This window comes from Streptomyces sp. R302 (assembly GCF_012927245.1).
In the GTDB taxonomy this organism is placed as follows: Bacteria; Actinomycetota; Actinomycetes; order Streptomycetales; family Streptomycetaceae; genus Streptomyces.
Genome location: NZ_JABBGE010000001.1, coordinates 396,847 through 419,416 on the forward strand (window position 1 = coordinate 396,847; position 22,570 = coordinate 419,416).

The 22,570-nt window shown below is 70.5% G+C and carries 19 protein-coding genes and 2 tRNA genes; 11 read left to right on the forward strand and 10 right to left on the reverse strand.

Annotated features, from left to right (window positions below; genetic code table 11):
* The first annotated feature begins 83 nt into the window (after nucleotides 1-83).
* Both HHL19_RS01740 and HHL19_RS01745 read left to right on the forward strand, forming a co-directional pair.
* Complete coding sequence (locus HHL19_RS01740) at nucleotides 84-1,229, forward strand: PP2C family protein-serine/threonine phosphatase (RefSeq protein ID WP_169084803.1); 1,146 nt, start codon at nucleotides 84-86, stop codon at nucleotides 1,227-1,229.
* 138 nt (nucleotides 1,230-1,367) lie between these two features.
* Nucleotides 1,368-1,562, forward strand: a complete 195-nt coding sequence (locus HHL19_RS01745; RefSeq protein ID WP_169084805.1) for a hypothetical protein — start codon at nucleotides 1,368-1,370, stop codon at nucleotides 1,560-1,562.
* Between the two features lie 69 nt (nucleotides 1,563-1,631).
* Here HHL19_RS01745 and HHL19_RS01750 read toward each other — a convergent pair.
* A tRNA-Gly gene (locus tag HHL19_RS01750) sits at nucleotides 1,632-1,702 on the reverse strand.
* A 132-nt stretch (nucleotides 1,703-1,834) separates the two neighbouring features.
* Here HHL19_RS01750 and HHL19_RS01755 point away from each other — a divergent pair.
* The 5 genes from HHL19_RS01755 (at nucleotide 1,835) to clpX (ending at nucleotide 6,544) form a co-directional block, all read left to right on the forward strand.
* Nucleotides 1,835-1,911: transfer RNA gene (locus HHL19_RS01755), tRNA-Pro, on the forward strand.
* A 189-nt stretch (nucleotides 1,912-2,100) separates the two neighbouring features.
* The gene (gene tig, locus HHL19_RS01760) at nucleotides 2,101-3,486 is read left to right on the forward strand and encodes a trigger factor (protein WP_169084807.1); all 1,386 of its coding nucleotides are present in this window, start codon (nucleotides 2,101-2,103) and stop codon (nucleotides 3,484-3,486) included.
* 263 nt (nucleotides 3,487-3,749) lie between these two features.
* The gene (locus HHL19_RS01765; protein WP_169084809.1) at nucleotides 3,750-4,367 is read left to right on the forward strand and encodes an ATP-dependent Clp protease proteolytic subunit; all 618 of its coding nucleotides are present in this window, start codon (nucleotides 3,750-3,752) and stop codon (nucleotides 4,365-4,367) included.
* Nucleotides 4,368-4,432: 65 nt separating this feature from the next.
* Nucleotides 4,433-5,095, forward strand: coding sequence for an ATP-dependent Clp protease proteolytic subunit (locus tag HHL19_RS01770; RefSeq protein ID WP_169084811.1), 663 nt, complete (start codon nucleotides 4,433-4,435; stop codon nucleotides 5,093-5,095).
* A gap of 165 nt (nucleotides 5,096-5,260) precedes the next feature.
* Nucleotides 5,261-6,544, forward strand: a complete 1,284-nt coding sequence (clpX, locus tag HHL19_RS01775) for an ATP-dependent Clp protease ATP-binding subunit ClpX (RefSeq protein WP_030494070.1) — start codon at nucleotides 5,261-5,263, stop codon at nucleotides 6,542-6,544.
* A 69-nt stretch (nucleotides 6,545-6,613) separates the two neighbouring features.
* Here the strand turns inward: clpX and HHL19_RS01780 are convergent, their stop codons facing one another.
* Complete coding sequence (locus HHL19_RS01780; protein ID WP_169084814.1) at nucleotides 6,614-7,546, reverse strand: hypothetical protein; 933 nt, start codon at nucleotides 7,544-7,546, stop codon at nucleotides 6,614-6,616.
* Between the two features lie 138 nt (nucleotides 7,547-7,684).
* Here HHL19_RS01780 and HHL19_RS01785 point away from each other — a divergent pair, with 138 nt between their 5' ends.
* The gene (locus HHL19_RS01785; protein ID WP_169084816.1) at nucleotides 7,685-10,306 is read left to right on the forward strand and encodes a valine--tRNA ligase; all 2,622 of its coding nucleotides are present in this window, start codon (nucleotides 7,685-7,687) and stop codon (nucleotides 10,304-10,306) included.
* A 59-nt stretch (nucleotides 10,307-10,365) separates the two neighbouring features.
* On the opposite strand, the gene HHL19_RS01790 is transcribed toward HHL19_RS01785, so the two are convergent.
* From HHL19_RS01790 to HHL19_RS01805, 4 genes are all read right to left on the reverse strand, one after another.
* The gene (locus tag HHL19_RS01790; protein WP_169084818.1) at nucleotides 10,366-10,848 is read right to left on the reverse strand and encodes a nuclear transport factor 2 family protein; all 483 of its coding nucleotides are present in this window, start codon (nucleotides 10,846-10,848) and stop codon (nucleotides 10,366-10,368) included.
* A 76-nt stretch (nucleotides 10,849-10,924) separates the two neighbouring features.
* Nucleotides 10,925-11,851 (reverse strand): glycosyltransferase, encoded by a 927-nt coding sequence (locus tag HHL19_RS01795; RefSeq protein ID WP_169084820.1) that lies wholly within the window; start codon nucleotides 11,849-11,851, stop codon nucleotides 10,925-10,927.
* The gene (locus HHL19_RS01800; protein ID WP_169084822.1) at nucleotides 11,848-12,564 is read right to left on the reverse strand and encodes a class I SAM-dependent methyltransferase; all 717 of its coding nucleotides are present in this window, start codon (nucleotides 12,562-12,564) and stop codon (nucleotides 11,848-11,850) included. Before HHL19_RS01800 ends, HHL19_RS01795 begins: the two co-directional genes overlap by 4 nt.
* A gap of 42 nt (nucleotides 12,565-12,606) precedes the next feature.
* A complete protein-coding gene (locus tag HHL19_RS01805) occupies nucleotides 12,607-14,043 on the reverse strand; it encodes a hypothetical protein (protein WP_169084824.1) in 1,437 nt (478 codons plus the stop codon).
* 355 nt (nucleotides 14,044-14,398) lie between these two features.
* On the opposite strand from HHL19_RS01805, the gene HHL19_RS01810 reads away from it, so the two are divergent.
* Together HHL19_RS01810 and HHL19_RS01815 are read left to right on the forward strand one after the other, a co-directional pair.
* Nucleotides 14,399-15,172 (forward strand): aminotransferase class IV family protein, encoded by a 774-nt coding sequence (locus tag HHL19_RS01810; protein ID WP_169084826.1) that lies wholly within the window; start codon nucleotides 14,399-14,401, stop codon nucleotides 15,170-15,172.
* Nucleotides 15,173-15,237: 65 nt separating this feature from the next.
* A complete protein-coding gene (locus HHL19_RS01815) occupies nucleotides 15,238-16,179 on the forward strand; it encodes an SUMF1/EgtB/PvdO family nonheme iron enzyme (protein ID WP_169084829.1) in 942 nt (313 codons plus the stop codon).
* 39 nt (nucleotides 16,180-16,218) lie between these two features.
* On the opposite strand, the gene HHL19_RS01820 is transcribed toward HHL19_RS01815, so the two are convergent.
* The 4 genes from HHL19_RS01820 to HHL19_RS01835 all read right to left on the reverse strand — a co-directional run bounded on the left by HHL19_RS01820 (nucleotide 16,219) and on the right by HHL19_RS01835 (nucleotide 21,263).
* Nucleotides 16,219-17,565, reverse strand: a complete 1,347-nt coding sequence (locus tag HHL19_RS01820) for a glycosyltransferase (protein WP_169084831.1) — start codon at nucleotides 17,563-17,565, stop codon at nucleotides 16,219-16,221.
* Between the two features lie 56 nt (nucleotides 17,566-17,621).
* Nucleotides 17,622-18,764, reverse strand: a complete 1,143-nt coding sequence (wecB, locus tag HHL19_RS01825) for a UDP-N-acetylglucosamine 2-epimerase (non-hydrolyzing) (protein WP_169084832.1) — start codon at nucleotides 18,762-18,764, stop codon at nucleotides 17,622-17,624.
* Between the two features lie 166 nt (nucleotides 18,765-18,930).
* Nucleotides 18,931-19,614, reverse strand: a complete 684-nt coding sequence (locus tag HHL19_RS01830; RefSeq protein ID WP_169084834.1) for a response regulator transcription factor — start codon at nucleotides 19,612-19,614, stop codon at nucleotides 18,931-18,933.
* Nucleotides 19,611-21,263 (reverse strand): PAS domain-containing sensor histidine kinase, encoded by a 1,653-nt coding sequence (locus tag HHL19_RS01835; RefSeq protein ID WP_169084837.1) that lies wholly within the window; start codon nucleotides 21,261-21,263, stop codon nucleotides 19,611-19,613. Before HHL19_RS01835 ends, HHL19_RS01830 begins: the two co-directional genes overlap by 4 nt.
* 101 nt (nucleotides 21,264-21,364) lie before the next feature.
* Here HHL19_RS01835 and HHL19_RS01840 point away from each other — a divergent pair, with 101 nt between their 5' ends.
* Nucleotides 21,365-22,504: an ATP-binding protein gene (locus HHL19_RS01840; RefSeq protein WP_169084839.1), complete on the forward strand. Its 1,140-nt coding sequence runs from the start codon at nucleotides 21,365-21,367 to the stop codon at nucleotides 22,502-22,504.
* Nucleotides 22,505-22,570: the final 66 nt, after the last annotated feature.

Here is a 22,570-nt window from a genome sequence, read left to right on the forward strand (position 1 = left end):
TGCCCGAGGCGACCCGATTTCACGCACCTTGTCACGGGGGTACCCCTGCACGGGACCGGCCGGGGTGGATAGGGTCCAGGCCAATGGGTGACAGCACGGCGATCGACACGTACGCGGCCCGGCTGCGCAGGCGCGCCCGCCGGGCCCGCGTCGCGCTGCGCCGGACCGGGGTCGACTACTTCCGCGGCGGCGCCTCCGACCGCCTCGCCCTCGCCGGGCTGCTCCTCACCATCCCCGCCATCGTCTGCGGCACCGTCCTCGACCCGGTCTGGTGCTCGCCCACCGCCCTCGTCCTGCCGATCGTGGCCGGCGGGCTGCTGCTGCGCCCCGCCAGCCTCCTCGGCCTGTACGCGGCGTCCGCCGGCGGCCTGATCGTCGAGTCCGTCATCCTCGGCCCGTACGGCGAGGGGCCCGCCCGCGTCACCCCGGGCACCGTCCTGGTGGTCGCCGCCTGCGGCCTCTTCGGGCTGCTCATCGCCCAGTTCCGGGCCCGCGTCGGGGTGCCCTGGCGGCGCGGCGGCACCATGCTCTTCGACCTGCGCGAACGGCTCCGGGTGCAGAGCGCGCTGCCCCGGCTGCCGCGCGGCTGGCACCGCGAGATGGCGCTGCGCCCGGCCGGCGGCCAGTCCTTCTCCGGCGACTTCGTCGTCGCCGCCCGCACCCACGGCGGCCGCACCCTGGAGGTCGTCCTCACCGACGTCTCCGGCAAGGGCATGGACGCGGCCTCCCGCTCCCTGCTGCTCTCCGGCGCCTTCGGCGGCCTCCTCGGCTCGCTCCCGCCGCACGGCTTCCTGCCCGCCGCCAACGGCTACCTGCTCCGGCAGAACTGGGACGAGGGCTTCGCCACCTCCATCCACCTCGTCCTCGACCTGGACTCCGGCGACTACGAGCTCTTCTCCGCCGGCCACCTCCCCGCACTCCAGCTCCACTCCGGCACCGGCCGCTGGGAAGAGAAGGACGGCGACGGACCCCTCCTCGGCGTCTACGACGGCGCGGAGTTCCACCCGGTCAAGGGAACCCTGCACCCGGGCGACGTCCTGATGCTCTTCACCGACGGCCTGGTGGAGGCCGCCGACCGCGACCTCGCCGAGGGCATCGACCGCCTCACCGGCGAGGCCGACCGGTGCGTTCCGGCCGGTTTCGAGGGCGTCGCCTGGCACCTCATCGAGGCGGTCGCCAAGGACGTCAACGACGATCGCGCCCTCCTGATCATCTCCCGCCCGGCCTGAACCCTTCGCCCCCGCCCGGCGTCCCACGATTCGTCACCCCCCGTCGGGGGCAACGGGGTTGGTGGCACGATAGAGGCGCGGGGGTGTCCGGATATGCACCCCGGGGCCAGGTGGGACCGACCTAGGGTGTGATCAGTTGTGGCGATATCGCTGTCCGTGGTGCTGTTGTTGGGAATCGTCCTCGTGGTGCTGATCCGCGGAGGCAGCCTCAAGGGAGGCCCCGCCGTGGTCGCCGTCCTCTTCGGCTTCTTCCTCGCCTCCACCGGCATGGCCGACGACATCGAACGCTTCCTGAACTCCGTGACCCAGACGATCAGCGCCGTCAGGTTCTGACGGGGGCGGTTCGGAAACGGCTCCGGGCCCGGTTCCTCGTCGAGGAACCGGGCCCGGAGCCGTACACAGAGCGGGCGACGGGAATCGAACCCGCGTAGCTAGTTTGGAAGACTAGGGCTCTACCATTGAGCTACGCCCGCACAGCATGCGCCGCAGGTCGGAACCAGGGCGGCACGGGAAGCATCGTAGCCGGTCCGGAGCCGTCCGTGCACGCCCCATGAAACGGGGGGCGTCGCAGCGTCTTCGTGCATGTACCCTACGTGTCGCACCGACGGGGTGTGGCGCAGCTTGGTAGCGCGTCCGCTTTGGGAGCGGAAGGCCGTGGGTTCAAATCCCGCCACCCCGACCAGCATGATCCGTGCCTTGCGCGCCCGGGGCTCCGACCTCGCGGGTTCTTGATCACGTTGTGGGCCCCATCCCACGTGCGGTTACTATGCAAGCTGCGTGCCCGTGTGTCTTTCTGACCGGGCCCATCGGCCGGAACCGCACCGCGCGGCCCGTCCGGAATCCAGGAATCAGCCACCAAGGAGACCGAACCGTGAAGAGCGCCGTGGAGACCCTGAACCCGACCCGGGTTCGGCTCACTGTCGAGGTGCCCTTCGAGGAGCTCAAGGACAGCCTCGACGCGGCGTACAAGAAGATCAACCAGCAGGTCACGGTCAAGGGCTTCCGTAAGGGCAAGATCCCGGCTCGTGTGATCGACCAGCGGTTCGGCCGCGGCGCCGTGCTGGAGGAGGCCGTCAACGACGCGCTCCCGAAGTTCTACAACGAGGCCGTGACCGAGGCCGAGGTCAACCCGCTGGGTCAGCCCGAGGTCGACATCACGGAGCTGAAGGACGGCGAGCTGCTCTCCTTCACCGCCGAGGTCGACGTCCGCCCGGCCATCGAGATCCCGGACTACTCCGGCATCGAGGTCGAGGTCGACGCCATCGAGGTCACCGACGAGGACGTCGAGAAGTCCGTGGAGCAGCTCCGCGAGCGCTTCGCCTCGACGAACCCGGTCGAGCGCGCCGCCGCCGAGGGCGACGTCATCACCGTCGACCTGACCGCCAAGGTCGAGGGCGAGGTGCTGCCCGACGGCATCGCCGACGGTGTCTCGTACACCATCGGCTCCGGCGAGCTGCTCGACGGCATCGACGCCGCCGTCACCGGCCTGGAGGCCGGCGGCGAGGCCACCTTCACCTCCGAGCTGAAGGGCGGCTCGGCCGCGGGCAAGGAGGCCGAGGTCACCGTCAAGGTCACCGCCGTCGCCGCCCGCGAGCTCCCCGAGCTCGACGACGAGTTCGCGCAGATGGCCTCGGAGTTCGACACCCTCGACGAGCTCAAGGCCGACAGCCGCAAGCGCCTCGAGAACATGAAGCAGTTCGACCAGGCCACCCAGGCCCAGGAGCGCGTCCTGGAGAAGTTCCTGGAGCTGGCGGAGATCCCCGTCCCCGAGAAGCTCCTTGAGGACGAGGTCAACACCCGCAAGCACAACCTGGAGCACCACCAGCTCGGCCAGATGGGCCTGAGCCTGGAGAAGTACCTGGAGCTCCAGGGCAAGACGGTCGAGGAGTTCGAGGCCGAGACCAAGGAGCAGGCGGTCAAGGGCATCAAGACCCAGTTCCTCCTCGACGAGCTGGTCTCCAAGGAGGAGCTGAACGTCGAGCAGGAGGAGCTCACCGAGCACCTCTTCCGCCGTGCCGCCTCCTCCGGCATGTCCCCCGACCAGTTCGCCCAGGCCGTCGTCCAGGGCGGCCAGGTGCCGATGCTGGTCGGCGAGGTCGCCCGCGGCAAGGCCCTCGCGGTCGTCGTCGAGGCCGCCAAGGTCGTCGACACCAACGGTGAGGTCGTCGACCTCTCCGACGACGAGGACGAGGTCGAGGCCGCCGCCGAGACGGTCGAGGCCGTCACCGGCGAGGCCGAGGTCGCCGAGGAGAAGTAAGGCCCCACCAGGCCGACGCCGAGGCCCCGCCTCGCGCGCTCTGTACCGCGCCACGGGCCCGGACGCACTGCTGTGCGGCCGGGCCCGTGGACGTACGCCGGCCCTTTATGCGCCGCCAACTACCTTGCGCTCCCAGCGAACAGTTCGGGAACCGGGATGGCGTTGTCCTACCTGCGCGTTAGGGTCCATGGATACGGGGGCACTGCCCTCTGAACGAGACGCTGAGACGGCCCGGGGGCCGTCGGAGACGAGCAGGTGGATACGTGACGAATCTGAAGCCTTACGCCGCGGGTGAGCCGTCCATCGGTGGCGGCCTCGGCGACCATGTCTACAACCGGCTGCTCGGCGAGCGCATCATCTTCCTCGGCCAGCAGGTCGACGACGAGATCGCCAACAAGATCACCGCCCAGATGCTCCTCCTGGCCGCCGACCCGGAGAAGGACATCTTCCTCTACATCAACAGCCCCGGTGGCTCGGTGACGGCGGGCATGGCCGTCTACGACACCATGCAGTACATCCCGAACGACGTCGTCACCATCGGTATGGGCATGGCGGCCTCCATGGGCCAGTTCCTGCTCACCGGCGGCACCCCCGGCAAGCGCTTCGCGCTGCCGAACACCGACATCCTGATGCACCAGGGCTCCGCCGGCATCGGTGGCACCGCCTCCGACATCAAGATCCAGGCCGAGTACCTCCTTCGCACGAAGAAGCGCATGGCCGAGATCACCGCGCACCACTCCGGCCAGACCGTCGAGGCGATCATCCGCGACGGCGACCGCGACCGCTGGTTCACCGCGGACGAGGCCAAGGAGTACGGCCTCATCGACGACATCATCACGCACGCCGCGGGTGTTCCGGGCGGCGGCGGCACGGGCGCCTGAGGCGCCGGCAGCCCCCGAAGAGCCCCAGCCCCCCGCCGAACGCCACCAGGACGGTGAACACCCACATGCAGAACAACCTCTCCCCGAGCGGCCTGTACACCGGCGCGCCGATGGACAACCGCTACGTCGTGCCCCGCTTCGTCGAGCGCACCTCGCAGGGCGTGCGCGAGTACGACCCGTACGCGAAGCTCTTCGAGGAGCGCGTGATCTTCCTCGGCGTGCAGATCGACGACGCCTCCGCCAACGACGTCATGGCGCAGCTGCTGTGCCTGGAGTCGATGGACCCGGACCGCGACATCTCCATCTACATCAACAGCCCCGGCGGCTCCTTCACGGCGCTCACGGCCATCTACGACACGATGCAGTTCGTGAAGCCGGACATCCAGACGGTCTGCATGGGCCAGGCGGCCTCCGCCGCGGCCGTGCTGCTCGCCGCCGGCACCCCCGGCAAGCGGATGGCCCTGCCGAACGCCCGTGTGCTGATCCACCAGCCCTCCGGCGGCACCGGCCGCGAGCAGCTCTCCGACCTGGAGATCGCGGCCAAGGAGATCCTGCGCATGCGTGACCAGCTGGAGACCATGCTGGCCAAGCACTCCACGACGCCGATCGAGAAGATCCGCGACGACATCGAGCGCGACAAGATCCTGACGGCCGAGGACGCCCTCGCGTACGGCCTGATCGACCAGATCGTCTCGACCCGCAAGAGCACGGCCGCCGTGGCGCACTGACGCCCGACCTTCCCTCGGCACGGTTCACGCGGCTCGCATGGCCGAATCACGACCATGTGAACCGTGCCAAGGGGGGCCCGAACGGGGGGCCCGGCAAGGTACCGTCGAATATGAGGCACCAGGAGTCGCTGAACCAAGCGCTCCCAGGCGAAGGGGAAGCACCTCGTGGCACGCATCGGTGATGGCGGCGATCTGCTCAAGTGCTCGTTCTGCGGAAAGAGCCAGAAGCAGGTGAAGAAGCTCATCGCGGGACCCGGTGTGTACATCTGCGACGAGTGCATCGACCTCTGCAACGAGATCATCGAAGAGGAACTCGCGGAGACGAGCGAGGTGCGCTGGGAGGAACTTCCCAAGCCCCGCGAGATCTACGAGTTCCTGGAGGGCTACGTCGTCGGCCAGGAGCCGGCGAAGAAGGCCCTCTCGGTCGCTGTGTACAACCACTACAAGCGCGTCCAGGCCGGCGAGAACGGCGGCGCGCAGGGCCGTGACGACGCCATCGAACTGGCCAAGTCCAACATCCTGCTGCTGGGCCCCACGGGCTCCGGCAAGACGCTGCTGGCCCAGACGCTGGCCCGGATGCTCAACGTCCCGTTCGCCATCGCCGACGCGACGGCGCTGACGGAGGCCGGCTACGTCGGCGAGGACGTCGAGAACATCCTGCTCAAGCTGATCCAGGCCGCGGACTACGACGTCAAGAAGGCCGAGACCGGCATCATCTACATCGACGAGATCGACAAGGTCGCCCGTAAGAGCGAAAACCCGTCGATCACGCGAGACGTCTCCGGCGAGGGCGTGCAGCAGGCCCTCCTGAAGATCCTGGAAGGCACGACGGCCTCGGTTCCTCCCCAGGGCGGCCGGAAGCACCCGCACCAGGAGTTCATCCAGATCGACACGACGAACGTGCTCTTCATCGTGGGCGGCGCCTTCGCCGGCCTGGAGAAGATCATCGAGTCGCGGGCGGGCGCCAAGGGCATCGGCTTCGGGGCGACCATCCGCTCCAAGCGCGAGATCGAGGCGAGCGACCAGTTCCAGGAGGTCATGCCGGAGGACCTGGTGAAGTTCGGGATGATCCCCGAGTTCATCGGCCGCCTCCCCGTCATCACCTCGGTCCACAACCTGGACCGCGAGGCGCTCCTCAAGATCCTCGTCGAGCCGCGCAACGCACTGGTGAAGCAGTACCAGCGCCTCTTCGAACTCGACGGCGTCGAGCTGGACTTCGATCGCCCGGCCCTGGAGGCCATCGCCGACCAGGCCATCCTCCGCGGCACCGGCGCACGCGGCCTGCGCGCCATCATGGAGGAGGTCCTCCAGTCGGTGATGTACGAGGTCCCGTCCCGCAAGGACGTGGCCCGCGTCGTCATCACCGCCGACGTCGTCCGCAACAACGTCAACCCGACCCTGGTCCCCAGGATCGTCAAGAACGACGGCCGCCACGAGAAGTCGGCGTAACCGTCACACACGTTGAAGGGGCGCCCCACCGGAATCCGGCGGGGCGCCCCTTCGCGTGTGCCCGGTGCGTCACTTCTTGACGCGGACTTCCTTGCGGAGCTTGGCGGTGATCGCGGCGACCTCGTCGATGGTCCCGCCCTTGCCGAGCATCATGTCGGAGACGTTGAAGTGCATCACGTAGCCGAGTGTGCTGTGGTCGCCCCAGACGCACACGGGCATGGTGACCTCCTTGGGACCGAGGCCCCCGGAGGAGTCGGCGTCCGGCTTGGACTTGACCTCCTGGCACTTCAGCACGGCCCCGTCGAGCTCCGCGGGCGTGACCGTCCGGGGTTCGCCGACGAGCTCGCCCTTGTCCTTGTCGACGTCGGCCTTCATCCCGGCGAAGACGTTGTCGACGGCCTTCTCCGGGTCGTCGATCTCGCCGTACGCGCCGCCGAACATGAGCATCTTCCCGCCGAGCGGGTTGGACTTGTCCTTCACCTCCCAGGAGCCGTTGGCCCGCTGGGGGTTCTTGACGCCGAACCCGGTGGCGTTCTTGAGGAAGTCGTCGTCGTTCGACTTCTTGTCGCTGCCCGGGGACTTCGCGTACTCGCCCAGCACCGTCGCCGGCGTCACCAGCTTGTGCGGGCCGTCGTTCGCGATGTCGGCGCCGCCACCGCCGCCGATCAGGAAGTACCCGCCGACCGCGATCGCCGCGACGACCGCGACCGCGCCGATGATCATCGGGGCCTTGGACTTCTTCGGGGCCGGCGGGTGCGGCACGTAGCCGCCGGGGCCCTGGGGGGCGCCGTACTGCGGCTGCTGACCGTACGGGTTCTGCTGCTGCTGCGGGTAGCCGTACGGCTGCTGCTGCTGCTGCGGCGGCACGCCCTGGGGGGCCTGCTGGGGGTAGCCGTAACCGGGCTGACCCTGCGGCTGGCCGTACGGGCCGGGCTGCTGGCCGTAGGGCCCGGGCTGCTGGGGCTGCTGGCCCCCGTACGGACCCGGCTGGTTGTAGCTCATCGACTGCTTCCCCTCACAGGACGTTTATGCGTTGCAAACATCCTGGCGGAAAGCTTTCGGCGATGGGGCGGCGGGGGGCACACCGTTACCGAACCATCGCGTTTCAGGACTCGACCCTCACCCCCCTAAACTGGGCCCGTGACCGAGAACACTCAGCAGCAGACAGCGCCCACCACCGAACTGCCGACCCAGTACACGCCGGCCGAGGTAGAGGGCCCGCTGTACGAGCGCTGGGTAGAGCGCGGGTACTTCGAGGCCGACGCGAAGAGCGACAAGCCGCCGTACACCATCGTCATTCCGCCGCCGAACGTCACCGGCTCGCTCCACCTGGGCCACGCCTTCGAGCACACGCTGATCGACGCCCTCACCCGCCGTGCGCGCATGCAGGGCTTCGAGACGCTGTGGCAGCCGGGCATGGACCACGCCGGCATCGCCACCCAGAACGTCGTCGAGCGTGAGCTCGCCAAGGAGGGCAAGTCCCGCCACGACCTGGGCCGTGAGGCGTTCGTCGAGCGTGTCTGGGAGTGGAAGGCGGAGTCCGGCGGTCAGATCGCCGGCCAGATGCGCCGCCTCGGTGAGGGCCTGGCCTGGAGCCGGGACCGCTTCACCATGGACGAGGGCCTGTCCCGGGCCGTCCAGACCGTCTTCAAGAAGATGTTCGACGACGGCCTGATCTACCGCGCCGAGCGCATCATCAACTGGTGCCCGCGCTGTCTGACTGCCATCTCCGACATCGAGGTGGACTACCAGGAGGACGACGGCGAGCTCGTCTCCATGAAGTACGGCGAGGGTGACGACACCATCGTCGTCGCGACGACCCGCGCCGAGACGATGCTCGGTGACACCGCCGTCGCCGTCCACCCCGACGACGAGCGGTACGCCCACCTGATCGGCAAGCAGATCAAGCTGCCGTTGACCGACCGGACCATCCCGGTCGTCGCCGACACCCACGTCGACCCGGAGTTCGGCACCGGCGCCGTCAAGGTGACCCCGGCCCACGACCCGAACGACTTCGCCATCGGCCAGCGCCACAACCTCGAATCCATCGAGGTCCTCGACGAGCGTGGCGTGATCACCGTCCACGGCCCCTTCCAGGGCCTGGATCGCTTCGAGGCCCGCTCCGCCATCGTCGCCGCCCTGCGCGCCGAGGGCCGGATCGTCGCCGAGAAGCGCCCGTACGTCCACTCCGTCGGCCACTGCTCGCGCTGCAAGACGACGCTCGAACCGCGTCTGTCCCTGCAGTGGTGGGTCAAGGTCGAGACCCTCGCCAAGGCCGCAGGCGACGCGGTCCGCGACGGTCGGGTCGACATCCACCCGGCCGACATGTCGCAGCGCTACTTCGACTGGGTCGACAACCTGAACGACTGGTGCATCTCCCGCCAGCTGTGGTGGGGCCACCGGATCCCCGTCTGGCACGGCCCGAACGGCGAGCTGGTCTGCGTCGGCCCCGACGAGCAGCCGCCCACGGGCGAAGGCTGGACGCAGGACACCGACGTCCTCGACACCTGGTTCTCGTCCGGCCTGTGGCCGTTCTCGACGATGGGCTGGCCGGAGCAGACGCCGGACCTGGAGAAGTTCTACCCGAACTCCGTCCTGGTCACCGGCTACGACCTGATGTTCTTCTGGGTCGCCCGGATGATGATGTTCGGCCTGTACGCGATGGACGGGCAGCCGCCGTTCCGCACGATCGCGTTCCACGGCATGGTCCGTGACGAGTTCGGCAAGAAGATGTCGAAGTCGTTCGGGAACACGGTCAACCCGCTGGACTGGATGGACAAGTACGGCTCCGACGCCCTGCGCTTCACCCTGGCCAAGGGCGCCAACCCGGGCGTGGACGTCCCGATCGGTGAGGACTGGGTCCAGGCGTCCCGGAACTTCGCCAACAAGATCTGGAACGCGACCCGCTTCGCGATGATGAACGGCGCGACGGTCGAGGGCCCGCTCCCCGACGCCTCTCAGATGTCGGCGACCGACCGCTGGATCCTGTCCCGCCTCAACAAGGTCGTCGCCGAGGCCGACGCCTACTACGACGACTACCAGTTCGCGAAGCTCGCCGACGCGCTCTACCACTTCGCGTGGGACGAGGTCTTCGACTGGTACGTCGAACTGTCGAAGACGACGTTTTTCGACGGCGGCGAGCAGGCCAAGGTCTCGGCCCGCGTCCTGGGCGAGGTCCTCGACGTCACCCTGCGGCTGCTCCACCCGATCGTCCCGTTCGTCACGGACACCCTGTGGACCACCCTGACGGGCGGAGAGTCGGTCGTCATCGCCGAGTGGCCGAAGGACTCGGGCTTCCGCGACGAGGTCGCGGAGAAGGAGATCGAGCTGGTCCAGCGGGTCGTCACCGAGGTTCGCCGTTTCCGTTCGGACCAGGGCCTCCAGCCCGGCCAGAAGGTTCCGGCCCGCCTGGAGATGGCCGGCACCGCGCTCGCCCCGCACGAGGCCGCCATCCGCCAGATCCTGCGCCTCCAGCCGGAGGGCGACGGGTTCGCCGCCACCGCTTCCCTGCCGGTCGCCGGTGCGACGGTCTCGCTCGACCTGTCGGGCACCATCGACGTCGCCGCCGAGCGTAAGCGGCTCGCGAAGGACCTGGCCGCCGCCGAGAAGGAGAAGGCCCAGGCCGAGGCCAAGCTCGGCAACGAGGCGTTCCTCGCCAAGGCGCCCGACAACGTCGTGGACAAGATCAAGGGCCGCCTCGCCAAGGCGGACGAGGACATCGCCCGCATCCAGGCCCAGCTGGAGAAGCTGCCGCCGCAGTAGGCGCCGGGAGCATGCCCGAAGGGGGCCCAGACCGTCTGGTCTGGGCCCCCTTCGGGTTCTTACGCCTCCCGGACGGCGGATCGTGCTTCAATCCGCTCGGTCGGTCCGGCGAAGGCCAGATGCAAGGACCGAGAACTGAGGAGCCAACGGCCTTCGACCTTGAGGAACGTGTCCTCGTAGTGGCCGACCTGCGTCGGGGCCCGCGGGGGCACGAAACCGCCGGCATGTCCGTCGACACGGTACGTGGTGAAGTAGGTGGTCGCGATGGCCGTCGACTCCGACGTGACGGTGACCAGGATGTTCGTGCAGATCCGGCGCGAGAGCCGGTCCGCGGGCCGACCGGCGAAATACGACCGAAGTGCGTCACGGCCCTCAATCCGGCGGTCGCCTTCCGCCCACTCCCAGAACCCGGCATCCGTGAAGAGATCGGCCACGTCGCCCGGATCACCGAGGTCAAGATTGTGGACGAACTCGACGATAAGGCGTTCGCACGCTCGCTCGGCAAGCAGACGTTCTGTGGGACTCAGCGCTTCACTGTCCATCCCCATGTCGTATCAGGATGATCAAGGGCACCGCGACAGCTTTCCTGGAGAGTGACACGCCACTCCGGCGCTGGCCCTACGGAATCCCCAGAGCCTCGTACGGGCTCGACAGAGAGAACTCGCGCTGTTGCGCGACGATCTGGGCCTGGTGGAGATCGAACTGCGCCACGTACAGAAGGTCGTCAAGACGAGTCGGCTTCTGCTCCAGCACATCGAGGGCGATCTCGGCAGCGCTGTCGTTTCGTTCCAGCCGATCCCGGAAGAAGTCGAGGTTCTTCTCCACGACGAGGCGAGTCATGTCGAGCTCCGAGACCTCCGCATCAGACACTCGGTCGACTCGCGAGTGCACCCGGTACTCATAGAAGGGGCCGGCGACGCAGTGGATGTTGTTGGCCGCCCCTCGCCTGAAACGGCTGGCCAGCAGGTTGACAGCGAAGGCCCAGTCTCCCCACTTGAGGACCCTCGGGTCGTACAGGCCGCATTCCAGGGCGTCAGCCCTGCGGCAGACGATCGACGTCGGCACGTGGTGCTTGCGCACCACCAGGTCCTCTCGACACGGGTACGAGGAGATGGTGAAACCCTCGAAGACACCGAACATCCACGACATCGTGTGCACGAACGCGGTGTCGGGGTCGGACTCGAGGACCGCCACCGCCCTGTCCGGATAGGAACCTTCCGCAAGGAGGAACGGCTCGGTGGCCAGCCGGTCGTCGGCATCCACCTGCATCACGTACTCCAGCCGGGCGGCCGCCAGGCCGGCGTTCCTGGCCGCGTGGTGCCCCTGGCGCTGTTCGAGTCGGACGACGCGTACGCCGGGCAGCTCGGCGCAGGTGTCGACGGCCTTCCGGGTCGTGTCATCGTCCGACCCGTCGTCGACGATCACCACCTCGTACGGACGCCGAAGAGGCTGCTCGACGACGGACTCCACGGCCTCGATGAGGTAGTCGCCGGCGTTGTGGCAGGGGATGACGAAGCTGATGCCTCCATGGCCCGTGGTCGTCACGAGGCTTCCCGTCCCTTCGTGGTCGTTGTGCCGGCGGAAGCGCGGCACCTCCGCACCGCGGTGACGGTCGCACGAGTCGCTTCGAAGTAGGTGCGCCGCGAGCGTGTGTCCTGCTCGGCGTGGTCGTCGCAGCTCACGGCCACGTTCCAGCCCTCGTAGATCCGCTCCAGCGCGCGGCTGAGAGTGTCCGGCGTGTACCGGGCCTCGCCTTCGATGTGGATCTGACCGCCATGGGCGTCCGTCCGGGAGATCCCGGTGAAGACCTCCAGGTAGTGCACGTTGACCGATAGGGAGCTCTGTACGGCCTGGGTGAGCACGGCTTCAACGTCGCGCTGGGACAGGTAGTGGAGCACGTCCTTGGCGACGAGCAGGCCGAAGTCCTCATCGACCACGTACTGCTCGATGAGGGACTCCACCACCGTGACGCGCTCCGCCAGGTCCTCGTGCGGCGAGAGTCGCCGGAGCAGCGGTTCGGCCGGGGCCTGGTCCACCGCGACGACGGTGAAGCCGGCCTTCGCCAAGGCGATGGTGTAGGCCCCGGCGCCGTATCCGAGGTCGAGAGCGCGACGCGGGATGTCGGCGGGGAGGGACGTCAGCAGGGCGCGGAACCTCACCGAGACGGGCGCATGCAGCTGCTCGCCGGTGCTTCGACCGTTCCGTAACGCGTCCGCGTAGAAGGCGTGGAGTGACGCCTTCGAGTGCTGTACAGGCAAGGGGCACCACCTGGGGCTGGAGGGATGAGCGAGGGGAGGCATCTAGAAGTCGGTGATCTCGACGGGCCGGCCGGGCGTGAGCAGGGAGGCCGCCAGCGCTTCGGTGACCTGCATCGGCAGCAGGTGCGCGGCGAGCGAGCTCCTGTTCTCGGTGCCCCGCAGCCAGTTCTCCATGAGCTGCCGGTTGCTGTCACTGTGGAACAGCCCGTCGAACGTCCTGACCGACGTGTACTGCTCTTCCGGCAGCAGGGAGGCGTTCGCCCTCGTGGTCAGCCGGGCGAAGGCGTCGATCCGGTCCGCGTTCTGTCCGCGGGGCACGTCGTAGCAGTGGACGTGCGCGGAGTAGAGCGTCGACAGCTGCGCTTCCAGGTCGACGCTGGAGGTGCGGCCGTTCTTGTTGTAGACGTCGTCCGGGAGGTCACGCCAGCTGCGGACGGACGGCGTCGTCTGCTCGAAGGACAGCGTCCCGATGGTCAGGGTCCGCTCCGACTCGACGTCGACCAGGCGGAACGCTGCGGTGATGTCCGTCTCGCCGAAGGCGTTCTCCAGGATCGCGGAGTGCGGCCAGCGGGGGTGTCCGTCCTCGAACCGGCTGGCGGCGGGCTTCGGGATCCGGAGGTGCTGATCGGCGGGGAAGGCTCCGAAGGAGCTGACTTCGAGCCGGAAGCGGCGGTCGGGGAACACGAGCTTGTTGAGGGACAGGCACTGCACGGCGAGGTCCACGTAGTGGTAGGCGCCGTGCATCATCATCCCGTAGCCGTACCGGTAGGGGTGATCGTCCCGCGTCTCGTACTCGTGCTGGAGGTTCCACACACCGCCGGCGGCGCGCAGGTGGAACGAGGTGACGGGGGCCTGCCAGTCCCGTACTCGCTCTTCGAGCGAGCGCAGCACCTCCCCGTTGTAGATGCGGTGGTACCGGCTCAGTGTCATCACGGAGTGCTTGGCACCGGTACGACCGGCCTGAGCGATCAGCTCCCGCATGACCTCGGTGATGCGGGTCGGCGCGAACCGGCCATCCGCCATGGGCGCCAGGACCGGCTTCTCCACCAGGGAGTCGATCCCGTTCTCGACGCAGTAGCGCAGGTACGCCTCGTGCGCCCGCACCTCGGTCGCGATGTACACCTTCGTCGGCAGCTCGGGCAGGCAGAGGCGCCGTAATGCGGCTCCGATCAGCTCTGGCTGCCCCTGCTGGGCGGTCACGCCACGGCCCGATTCCGGGAGGTAGACGACCTCCCGGGGCTTCAAGTCGACGCCCTGGATGCGTTCCTCGATCGTCGGCCGCTCCGACTCCAGGTCGATGACGGAGTACGAGTCGACGTGGCCGGCCTCGATGGCGTTCTTGATGCAGGGCAGGTACTTGTTGGCGACGATCTCGTCGAAGCCGACCACGACGAGGTTGTGGCGACGCGTGTCGGGGCGGGGACCGGGAGCGGCGGCTCGTCCTCCGGGCTCCTCGATGCAGCGGAGGGTCGGCTGCATGGGGATCGGCGTCGAGGTCGCCGGAGACGTTCGAGAGTCGGTTCTCATCCGCATTGCTCCCACTCGTGCTGTGACTGTTCGGAGCTGTTCCGAAGCAGATCGGACGTTGGTGGCCCCGGCCGTGATCGCCTTCTTCTGAAGATCGCGAAGGTGGCGTACCAGCCGGAGACGGAGCTGTCCTCCCCGGCGCCGGCGAGGAGGCGGCGGGGGCTCGTGTTCACACCACAAGGCTGCTGTCTGGGCCGCCCCGTCGGAACGTCCTCCCACCGCCCCAGGACCGAACTTTCACCGAACTTAGGCGCCCTACCAGGCCGTTCATAGCTGAGAGACGTGAACCAGGTGGCACGCTGGCCGCATGGCAGAACTCAACGGAGAACCGGTCGAGCCGGCCCAGCTTCAGAACCTGGCCCTGACCAACTACGGCCACTTCACGTCCATGCGAGTGGACGACGGGCGCGTACGCGGCCTGTCGCTGCACATGGAGCGACTTCAGCGCGACTGCCGAACGCTCTTCGGCACCGACCTCGACCCGCAGCGCGTACGCGAGCTGGCCAGGCGTGCCGCTCCCTCCACCGGATCGACCACGGTCCGCGTCACCGTCTTCGACCCCAGCCTCGACCTCGGCCATCCGGACAAGGCCGACGACCCGCACATCCTGGTGACGTCCCGGCCGGCTGGGGCCCTCCCGCTGCCGCCGCTCAAGGTGCAGTCCACGACCTACGTACGCGACGTACCGAGCGTCAAGAGCGTCGGCCTCTTCGCGACCCTGCACCACCGCCGTCAGGCCCAGCTGAACGGATTCGACGACGCCCTCTTCGTCGACCAGGAGCACGTGATCTCGGAGGGAGGCACCTGGAACATCGGCTTCTTCGACGGAAGCCGCGTGATCTGGCCGAACGCCGACTGCCTCGTCGGTGTGACCATGGACCTGCTGAAGGCCGCCCATGACCATGAGACCCGCTCGGTCCGCCTGGACGACCTGACGAACATGCGGGCCGCATTCGCGACCAACGCGGCGATCGGCGTCCGCGCCGTCAGCGCGATCGACGGAATCGAGCTGCCCGAATCCCACGCGATCATCGACACGCTCCGCAAGGAGTACATGGAGATCGAGGGCGACTTGTTGTAACGCTCCGAAGCCGGGCTCCCACTGGCTAGGCTGCACAGGACCGTCCAGCAACAAGGAGTCCTGGGGTGGCGACAGTTGAGCGATGGTCCGGACTGGAGGTCCGGGCCTTACGCGAGGCATCGCGGATGAGTACGGAGGAGTTCGCGGCACGCCTCGGTGTCAGCGACCGCATGGTGTCCAAGTGGGAATCACGCAAGGACACGATCCGGCTCAGGCAGGTGAACCAAGCGGCTCTGGACACACTTCTCGCCGGCTCCACCCCCGACGTCCACGAGCGGTTCGCGAGCCTCGCCCGCTCGCTGGGCACGGTGCTCCCCACACAGGAAACCCCAAGCCCAGGGCCCCAGCCTCAGCAGCACCAGGTCCGCCATCCTCGCGACGGCAAGAAGATGGCCTTGGTCGAGGCCGGCACGTTCCTGTGCGGCGAGAAGAACGAGCCTGTCTGGCTCCCGTCCTTCTACATCGACGTCTTCCCGGTCACCAACAACGACTACGCGCGCTTCGTGGCCGCCACCGGCCACGAGCCGCCCCAGCACTGGCACCGCGGCAAGTGCCCCGAGGCCATCCTCGATCACCCGGTGGTCTTCGTGACCTGGCACGACGCCTCGGCGTACGCGGCGTGGGCGGGCAAGGAGCTGCCGACCGCCCAGCAATGGGAGAAGGCGGCCCGTGGCACGCGCGGCGATGCATACCCATGGGGCAACAACGCCACCCCGGCCAAGTGCAACTCCCGCGAGAGCGGCATCGGCTCCACGACCCCGGTGAGCCGCTACCACAGCGGAGTCTCCCCCTACGGCGTCTACGACCTGTGCGGCAACACCTGGGAGTGGTGCTCGACCCGCTCCGAGCCAGGCCGCTACGAGCTCAAGGCCGGCGCCTGGACCAGCCCCTTCGCCCGCGCCACACCCGCCGTCTTCAACGACGCCTCCACGGAGATGCTCGACGACGACACGGGGTTCCGTTGTGCGGTTTCCGCCAGTGCCATGGCAGCACTGCTGGGCGGCTGATCGGATCCGCGATGGCCCTTCCGCGTGCCCAGGGGCGCGTCAGGATTCCGTCGCCACCGGGCCGACGCCTGCTGTTTCCGCGTTGCGGCGGGTTTTGGCCCAGCCGGTGCGGCCGCGGAGGAGGCGGATGAAGCCGCGGGTGGAGACGAGGAACAGGTGGTAGGCGTAGAGCCAGAGGGCGAGGCCCCAGAGGAGGCCCTTGAGGCGGGAGCGGTCGGGGGCGAACTCGCGGCGGTAGACCGGGCCCCACAGGACGAAGGGGACGATCGAGAGGAGTGCGAGGGCGAGGGCGAGGGGCCAGGCGGCGAGGACGACCTCGGCCGCGCTGCCGCCGAGGACGAGCGCGACCAGCATGACGGCGGTCAGCAGCAGGGTCGCCAGGTGCGCGAGCGGCTGGAAGAAGGTGTAGAGGGACTCCAGGACGCCCCGGGCCCGGTAGTGCCGGGAGGAGACGATCCGGCCGGTGTAGCGGACGCAGGCGATGTTGCCCTGCGCCCAGCGGGTGCGCTGGGTGAGGAAGCGGCGGGTGTACGGCAGCGCCTCCTGGCTCACCCAGGTGTCGTGGACGTGGGTGACCCTGTAGCCGGCGAGCCGCATGTGCAGGCCGAGTTCGTAGTCCTCCAGGAGGGCGTCCCGCTGCCAGGGGCGGCGTTCGGCGGCGGCGATCCGGTCGAGCGCGGTGAGGCGGGTGAACTGGCCGTTGCCGCCGAGGCCGACGGAGCCGGTGCGGACGCGCAGCAGCTGCATCGCGGTGTTGGAGACGGCGAACTCCGCGTCCTGCATGCGGATCAGGAGGCGGGCGTACGTGTTGGCGAGCCGGCCCCGGTCGGGCAGCGGGCGCTCGTCGTCGACGTTCCGCATCCGGACGCCGATCTGCACGCCGCCCATGTCCGGGTCGCCGAACGCGTCCGGGCCGCTGACCCGGGCCAGGGCGTCGGGGGAGACCTGGCCGTCGGCGTCGACGACGCAGACGACCACCCGGGCGCGGTCGGTGCCGGCCGGCAGGTGCGCGTTCAGCGCGTCGTAGGCGGCGTTGAGCGCCGCGCCCTTGCCGACGCGGGCGTCGGGGCGGTGGCGGGAGACCAGGTGGACGCGGGGGTCGCGGGCGCGCATCGAGGTGACGATCGGGGCGGTCAGGTCGTCGCTGGCGTCGTCGATGACCCAGACGTGCCCGGCGGGGAAGTCGGCGCGCAGCCGGGCGACGGTGGTGGCGATCACGGCCTCCTCGTCGCGGCAGGGCACGAAGAAGTGCCAGTCGTACGCGGCGGGTTCGCCCGGCTCGGTGGGCCTGCGGCGGGCGTACGCGTGCCGGGCCCCGGCCCAGTACACGAGGAAGCCGCCGAGGAGGAGGAACGGGAAGGCGTAGAGGAGGAGTTGGAGGCTCATGGGGGCGGACTCCGGTGGGGGCAGGAGGGGGAGGGGAGGGGGAGGGGGAGAGGGAGTCAGGCGGCCATCGCGTGGGACGCGGCCGGGACCGCGCGCTCCTTGGCGAGGTGCGCGGTGAGGGTCGCGATCCGCTGCGAGGCGGTGCCGTCGCCGTACGGGCTGGGGAGCGCGGCGAGGCGGCGCAGGCCGAGCGGGCCCTCGTCGAGGCGGGCGCGGACGGCGGCGCCGATCCGCGGGCCGGGGGCGACGAGTTCGGCGAAGTCGGCCAGGGCCTCGGGGCGTTCGGTGGAGCGGCGGACGACGATCAGCGGGCGGCCGAGGACCGTGGTCTCCTCCTGGACGCCGCCGGAGTCGGAGACGAGGACGGCCGCGTGCCGGGCGAGCGCCAGGAAGGTGCCGTAGCCGGCGGGCGGGAGGACGGTGACGGCGTCGAGGAGTCCGCCCAGTCCGGCCGCGTCGATCCGGGCCCGGGTGCGGGGGTGGAGCGGGAGGACGACCGGGAGCCGGTCCGCGAGGGCGGCGAGCTCGGTGAGGACGGCGCGCAGCGCCTCGCGGTCGTCGGTGTTCTCGGGGCGGTGCACGGTGGCCAGGACGTAGCCGTCGGCGGTCAGGCCGTGCGCGGCGAGCAGCCGGGCCCGCTCCCCTGCGGGCGGCAGGTGGTCGCGTACGGCTTCGACGACCGGGTTGCCGGTGACCGCGATCCGCTCCTCGGGGAGGCCCTCGGCGAGCAGCAGCGCGCGGTTGTCGGGGGTGGCGGCGCACAGCACGTCGGCGAGGCGGTCGATGAGGACCCGGTTGTGCTCCTCGGGCATGGCCCGGTCGTGGCTGCGGAGCCCGGCCTCGACGTGGACGAGCGGCAGGTCGCGGGCGTTGGCGGCGAGCGCGCCGGCGAGGGCGGCGTTGGTGTCGCCCTGGACGATCACGGCGAGCGGCGGTTCGGTGGCGAAGAGCCCGTCGAGGGCGCCGAGCGCGGCGGCGACCTGGACGGCGCGGGGGCGGCCGCCGACGCCGGTGAGGTACTCCGGCTCGGGCAGCCCGAGCTCGGTCAGGAAGCCGCCCGACAGCTCCTCGTCGTAGTGCTGTCCGGTGTGGACGACCCGGGCGGCGGGCCCGAGGATCCGGATGAGCTCGGCGAGCTTGACCAGCTCGGGGCGGGTACCGAGGACGAGGGCGACGCTGCGGGCGGGAAGGGTGTGCATGCCCTCGACGGTGGCCGGGGCGGGTGGCGGGGGCCGGTGGCGGATGGTTGCCGGACGGTTGCTCAGGCCGTTCCGGGCGGTTTCGTGACGGTGGGCCCGGGACCTTCGTCCCGGACCCCGGTGTTCTCCGTCACCGTCACCGTCACCGTCACCGTCACCGTCACCGTCACCCGGAGTCGTAGCGGTAGCCGAGGCCGCGGACGGACTCGATCGGGTCGCGGGAGTGCGGCCCGCCCGCGTACCGCAGCTTCCGGCGCAGCCGCAGTACGCCGAACTTCACCCGGTCGCGGCCGACGGCGGAGGCGTCGTCCCACACCTGGTCGAGCAGTTGCTCGGTGGTGACGACCCGGCCGCGGTTGCGGACCAGGAGCTGCAGGAGGCGGTACTCGATGTCGCTGAGCCGGACCTCGGCGCCCAGCCAGAGCGCGGAGCGGCGCTCGGGCACGAGGCGGAGGTCCTCCTCGACGGTCTCGCCGGCCCAGGCGCCCGGTCCGGTACGCCGGAGGAGGGCGTCGATCCGGGCGAGCAGCTCGGCCTGGGCGAACGGTTTCACCAGGTAGTCGTCGGCGCCGGAGCGCAGCCCCCTGACCCGGTCGTCGACCTCGCCGAGGCCGGAGAGGACGAGGACCGGAAGATCGCTCATGTCCCGGGTGCGGTCGAGCACCTCCCAGCCGTCGAGGCCCGGCAGGACCAGGTCGAGCACCATCAGTGCGGGGCGCTCGGCGAAGAGCAGCCGCAGCGCCTCGCGGCCGTCGGCGGCGAGCGAGACGTCGTGTCCGCCACGGGTGAGCAGCACACGCAGCGCGAGCGCGAGATCGGCGTCGTCCTCGACGACGAGCAACCGGGTCACGGTCCGGGGTCCGGGCCGTCCGCCGCGCCGCCGGGCCGAGCAAGCCCCTCGACGCCCGGCACCGGGAGACCGGCCGCGCCGGGTCGCGTGAGGTCCACGGCGTCCGGCACTGGGAGGTCGGCCGCGCCGGTTCGCGGGCGTCGGCTGTCCGTCGTGCCGGTCCGCGCATCCCGGCTGTCCGTCGTGCCGGTCCGTGGGTCCTGACTGTCTGTCGTGCCGGTCCGTGGGTCCTGACTGTCTGTCGTGCCGGTTCGCGGGCGTCGGCTGTCCGTCGTGCCGGTCCACGCATCCCGGCTGTCCGTCGTGCCGGTCCGTGGGTCCTGACTGTCTGTCGTGCCGGGCTGCGGGCGTCGGCTGTCCGTCGTGCCGGTCCACGCATCCCAGCTGTCCGTCGTGCCGGTCCGTGCATCCCGGCTGTCTGCCGCGCCGGTCCGCGGGCCCCGGCTGTCCCTCGTACCGGTCCGTGGGTCGCAGACGTCCTGCGTGCTCGGTATCGGGAGGCGGAGGGTGAAGATCGCGCCCGGGCCGTCGGGGCGGTTGTGGACGGTGAGGGTGCCGTCGTGCAGCCGGATCGCCTCCCGGGCGGTCGCCAGGCCGAGGCCGGTGCCGGGGTAGCCGCCGCGCCGGGCGTTGGGGGCGCGGACGTACGGGGTGAAGACCTCCTCCTGGTACTCCAGCGGGACGCCGATCCCGGTGTCCCTCACCTGGACGGTCCAGTGGCCGTCCGACGGCCGCGCGGTCAGTTCCACCCGGCCGTCGGCGGGGGTGAACCGCAGCGCGTTGGCGACCAGCTCCTCCAGGGCGCCGGTGAGCAGCCAGCCGTCGGCGAGCAGCGGGGGGCCGCCGGCCGGGGCGTCGACGGTGAGGTACGGCCCCGCTCCGCCGGTCCGCTGGAGCGCCTCCAGGGCCACCCGTTCGACCAGCTCGGGGACGAGGACCCGGCCGCGCCGGGGCTCGGCGCGGCGCGGGTCCGGCGGGTCCTCGCCGGCGGCGGCCCGGGGCAGGGCGGCGGCGATCGAGGTCATCCGGCGGGCGTTGCGCAGGATCGCCTCCAGGTAGGAGGTCCGCTCCGGGTCGAGCGGGCCGCTCGCCGGGTCCAGGAGGAGCTCGGCGAAGCTGACGACGGTGGCGAGCGGGGTGCGCAGCTCGTGCAGGGCGCGGCCGGCGAAGGCGGTCCGCTCGTCGGTGAGCTCGGCGAGGCGGCGGACCCGCTGGTCGAGGTCGTCGCGGGCCTCGTGCCGGCGGGTGACGTCCTCGATGAGGAGCAGGTGCGCGGTGGCGCCGACGGGGGAGCGGCGGCGGCGCAGGATCCGCCCGTCCGCCAGGTGGTAGTCGGCGGTCCGGGTGACGGGGCCGTGGGCGCGGGCGTCGGCGAGGAAGCGGGCGCGTTCCTCCGGACGGGCGAGCAGCGCGGCGGCGTGGGCGAGGAGCCGCTCGCCGCCGTCCCGCCCGGTCGGGTCCAGGGCGTCGGGCAGTCGGAGCAGGGCGCGGAAGCGCCGGTTGGCCCTGAGGACCCGCGGGCCGTCGCCGACGACGGCGGCCGCCTGGGGCAGCGCGTCGAGGAGTTCCGCGACGGTCGGCTCCGCGACGGTCGGCTCCGCGACGGTCGGCTCCGCGACCGCCGGATCCGGGGGAGGGGAATCGGACACGTCTCCGAGTCAAACAGGTATGGGGACGAAGTGCCTGATCTCACAGCAGACGGGACTTCGGGTCCACGGCGCCGGGACCAAGGACCCTGGATGATGGGGGCATGCTCCGCTTCCCCACCGTCCCCGCGCTGCGCCGCCGCGCGGAGCGGTGGGCCGCCTCACCGCGCGCCCTGGACGTCGTCGCCGCGCTCAGCGCCTTCGCGCTGATGCTCCTCGACGTGCCGGGGCTCGCCCGCGGCGACAACTCGCTCACCGGCGCCACCGCCACCCTCGTCCTCGCCGCCGGCGCGTCCACCCTGGCCCTGCGCCGGCGGGCGCCCTGGGTGCCGTATCTCGTGGCGCTCGGCCTGATGGGCTGGCTGCACGAGGTGACCCTGATCCAGTTCGCGCTGTACTCGATCGGCCGCTTCCGGGGCCGGCGGGCCGCCGTCGCCGCCACCCTGCTCTACATCGGCGTGGCGTACGGCTACTTCCTGACGCCCGGCTGGCCCGTCCAGCACGGCGCCACGCTCAGCGACTTCCTCAGCCTCGTCGTCCCGATCGGCGTGCTCGCGGCCGGCGTCGGCATCGCCGCCCACCGCCACGACCTGGTCCGCGCCCTGGAGGTCCAGCGGCGCGAGGCCGCCGCCCGGCAGGCCGTCCAGGAGGAGCGGATCCAGGTCGGCCGGGACGTCCACGACCTGGTCGGCCGCGAGCTGACCGTCCTCGCGGTGCGGGCCGAGGTGCTCGCCGTACGGGCCAGGGGCGACGCCCACCAGAAGGACTTCGAGGAGCTCGCCGACACCGCCCGGCGCGCCCACCTCATGCTGAACGAGACGCTCGTGCGGCGCGCCGACCGGGAGGGCGCCACGCCCGGCCTGGAGGGGCTCGCGGACCTCGCCGAGGAGAGCGAGCGGATGGGCAGCCCGGTGGAGCTGGACGTGGCCGAGGAGGTGAAGGCGCTCTCGCCGCTGCGGCAGACCGCGGTGTACCGGGTGGTCCAGGAGTGCCTGACGAACGCGGCGAAGCACGCCCCGGGCCTGCCGGTCCGGGTCGTGATCGGCGTCGCGGGACCGGACCTGTGGATCGAGGTCCGCAACCCCCTCCCCGGGACCCCGCCCGACCGCGCCCCCGTCTCCACCGGCACGGGCCTCGTCTCGATGGACGAACGCGTCGCCAGCATGGGCGGCACCCTCACGGCCGGCGAGAAGGACGCCGCCTACGCGGTCCGCGCCGTCCTCCCCTCGGGCCTGCCGACCTGAACCGCCCCGCGAACGGCCCCCCGCCGGGCGCGGGGGCCGTTCGCGGGGAGGGCAGGGCGGGTCCGC

Coding starts and splice junctions, on each gene's coding strand:
- HHL19_RS01740 (WP_169084803.1), top strand. CDS start 84: ATGGGTGACAGCACGGCGATCGACACGTACGCGGCCCGGCTGCGCAGG.
- HHL19_RS01770 (WP_169084811.1), top strand. CDS start 4,433: ATGCAGAACAACCTCTCCCCGAGCGGCCTGTACACCGGCGCGCCGATG.
- HHL19_RS01780 (WP_169084814.1), bottom strand. CDS start 7,546: ATGAGCTACAACCAGCCGGGTCCGTACGGGGGCCAGCAGCCCCAGCAG.
- HHL19_RS01790 (WP_169084818.1), bottom strand. CDS start 10,848: ATGGACAGTGAAGCGCTGAGTCCCACAGAACGTCTGCTTGCCGAGCGA.
- HHL19_RS01805 (WP_169084824.1), bottom strand. CDS start 14,043: ATGCAGCCGACCCTCCGCTGCATCGAGGAGCCCGGAGGACGAGCCGCC.
- HHL19_RS01810 (WP_169084826.1), top strand. CDS start 14,399: ATGGCAGAACTCAACGGAGAACCGGTCGAGCCGGCCCAGCTTCAGAAC.
- HHL19_RS01820 (WP_169084831.1), bottom strand. CDS start 17,565: ATGAGCCTCCAACTCCTCCTCTACGCCTTCCCGTTCCTCCTCCTCGGC.
- wecB (WP_169084832.1), bottom strand. CDS start 18,764: ATGCACACCCTTCCCGCCCGCAGCGTCGCCCTCGTCCTCGGTACCCGC.
- HHL19_RS01840 (WP_169084839.1), top strand. CDS start 21,365: ATGCTCCGCTTCCCCACCGTCCCCGCGCTGCGCCGCCGCGCGGAGCGG.